Below are 2,348 nucleotides of genomic sequence, written 5' to 3' on the forward strand. Positions count from 1 at the left end.
GCCCGGAGATTCTCCGGGCCCCGCCGTCCGCCGCTGTCGTCGGTCCCGGCCCGCCGGTCGCGCGGAGGCTGCGCGGCGGCGTCACCGGGCCGTATGGTCGAACGGGTCGCGGGGGCGCATCGTCGTGCGCCGTCCGCCCCCGGACGACGGCGTGCGAGCGGACCGTTACTGCTGCTCGTCCCTGCGGCGCTGCCAGCGGTCCTCGATGCGGTTCATCATCGAGCGGCGCTGCCTTCCCTGCCTTCGCAGGTGCGGGCGGCCCCCTCCGTCGTGTCCGTCGTGCCCCTGGTCGGCGGGAGGCTGCTCACCCGGCTTGGGCGCCTTGCGCCAGCCCGTCACCGCGAGGACGGCGCAGCCCAGCATCACCAGGAAACCCAGCACACTGACGATGACCAGCTTCGCGACCATCCCGGCCATGAGGAGCGCGACGCCCACCAGAAAGCCCGCGACCGCCTGGTAGACCCGTCGCCGGGTGTACGTGCGCAGTTCGCTTCCCTCGAGCGCTGTCGCGAACTTGGGGTCTTCGGCGTACAGCGCTCGCTCCATCTGCTCGAGCATCCGCTGCTCGTGCTCAGAGAGCGGCACGGAGTCCTCCTACTCGTCGGTCGCGGGGGCGACCGGATGCGACCCTTCAAGGATAGGCAGGGATTCGCCCCCGTGAAACCCGCCCCTCTACGCCAGTTCGTGCCACCGGGACCGGGAGCCGGGTAGCGGTGTCGGGCTTCTCATTCCCCCGCCGCCGTGCCGTCATGCCGATCGGTGTGCTTCGATCATACGGTGGGTAGCCGCCGTTCGGGTCGCCTGTGGCCTACCGCACCTCACCGGCGGAGAGCGAGGCCTCCTCCCGGGTACGCGCGAGTACGTGGAGGTGCGCCGCGACGGACTGGAAGGCCGGCGACTCGGCCACCGCCTCCTCCAGCCGGGCCAGGGCCTCCGTGGCGCCGGGCTCGGCGTCCACCAGCGCGCCCGGCACCAGATCGGCGAAGACCCGCACGCCGTGGACCGCTCCGACCTCCAGCCCGTTGGCGGTGATCAGGGACGTGAGCCGCTCGGGGGTGAAGCGCCGGGGCACCGGGTCCCCGCCGCCCCACCGGCCGTCGGGGTCGCCCAGCGCCCGGTGGGCCTCGGCGAAGTGGCCGGCCAGGGCGCGGGCGAGCACCGCGCCGCCCAGTCCGGCCGCGAGCACGCTCAGAGTGCCGCCTCCGGGACGCAGCGCGGCCGTGACGTTGCGCAGTCCCTCGGCGGGATCGTCGACGTACTCCAGGACCCCGTGGCAGAGCACCACGTCGTAGCCGCCGCGCTCGGCCACGTCGAACAGCCCGTGTGCGTCGCCCTGCACGCCCCGTACCCGGCCGGCCACGCCCTCCTCCGTCGCGCGGCGCTCCAGGGCGAACAGCGCGTCCGGGCTGGGGTCCACCACGGTGACGCGGTGGCCGAGCCGGGCGACGGGCACGGCGAAGTTGCCGGTGCCGCCGCCGGTGTCCAGGACGTCGAGCGTCCCGCGGCCCGCGGCCTTGGCCCGGTCGTCGAGTGCTTCCCTCAGGACCTCCCAGACCACGGCGGTGCGGAAGTGTGCGTGGGGGCGGGACATGGCGGACGCTCCTAGGCGGCTCGGACGTGGCTGGCCCAAGCCTATTGCGTCACCGCGGCCGGTACGGCCGGCCGGGCGGCGGGAAGACGTCCCGCGCCCGCGCCCGCCCCCGCCCTCAGCCCGCTCGCAGCCGCGGCCCCTCGCCTCCGGGGCGCCCGCGCTCCCCCGTGCCCTCCGGGTTTCCGGGGAACGGCGGCACGGGCTGCCTCACCAGCATCCGCTCGACGATGCGCAGGAACATGCCCGCGTCGCGTATCAGGTCGTCGCAGTCGCGCCGGCCGGCCGCGCCGGCGATGCCCGCCTCGGCACGGGCGCGCCTGGCCGCGCCGGCGGCGAACAGCCTGCACCACTCGTCCAGCTCCGGCGCCACCTCGGGCAGCACCTCCCAGGCGCTGCGTATGCGCCGTCTGGCGCGTGCGGTGGACTCCGGTCGGCCGCGCACCGCGAGCACCGCGGCGGCGGTGCGCAGGGCCGCCAGGTGTGCGGTGGCGTACCGGTCGTTGGGGTGCTCCAGCTCCGCCGCCTCGCCGAGACCGCGCTGTGCCTGGGCGAGCAGGTCGAGTGCGGCGGGCGGGGCCGACGCCCTGCGCGGCACGGGGTGGACATCCTCCGGGGGCCCGTTCATCTGCGAACCTCCTGTCATCGTCTTGACTTCCTCCCCCTCCTGAAGGAGGGGGATTCCTACGGCTCGCGCCGTGGGGTTTTCTGCTTCATCACCGACTGCCCGCCCGGAGTACTCCGTTGAGGTCTTACACCA

3 protein-coding genes are annotated in these 2,348 nt (G+C 74.5%); all 3 read right to left on the reverse strand.

Going from position 1 to position 2,348, the window contains the following annotated elements:
- Positions 1-165: 165 nt before the first annotated feature.
- Positions 166-585 (reverse strand): DUF3040 domain-containing protein, encoded by a 420-nt coding sequence (locus tag AC2CJA_RS26190; RefSeq protein WP_484605141.1) that lies wholly within the window; start codon positions 583-585, stop codon positions 166-168.
- Between the two features lie 223 nt (positions 586-808).
- On the reverse strand, positions 809-1,591 hold the full coding sequence (locus AC2CJA_RS26195; RefSeq protein ID WP_484605142.1) for a methyltransferase: 783 nt from the start codon (positions 1,589-1,591) through the stop codon (positions 809-811).
- 115 nt (positions 1,592-1,706) lie between these two features.
- Complete coding sequence (locus AC2CJA_RS26200; RefSeq protein ID WP_484605143.1) at positions 1,707-2,216, reverse strand: SAV_6107 family HEPN domain-containing protein; 510 nt, start codon at positions 2,214-2,216, stop codon at positions 1,707-1,709.
- Positions 2,217-2,348: the final 132 nt, after the last annotated feature.

This window comes from Streptomyces sp. ATLC9 (assembly GCF_057196705.1).

Coding starts and splice junctions, on each gene's coding strand:
- AC2CJA_RS26195 (WP_484605142.1), bottom strand. CDS start 1,591: ATGTCCCGCCCCCACGCACACTTCCGCACCGCCGTGGTCTGGGAGGTC.
- AC2CJA_RS26200 (WP_484605143.1), bottom strand. CDS start 2,216: ATGAACGGGCCCCCGGAGGATGTCCACCCCGTGCCGCGCAGGGCGTCG.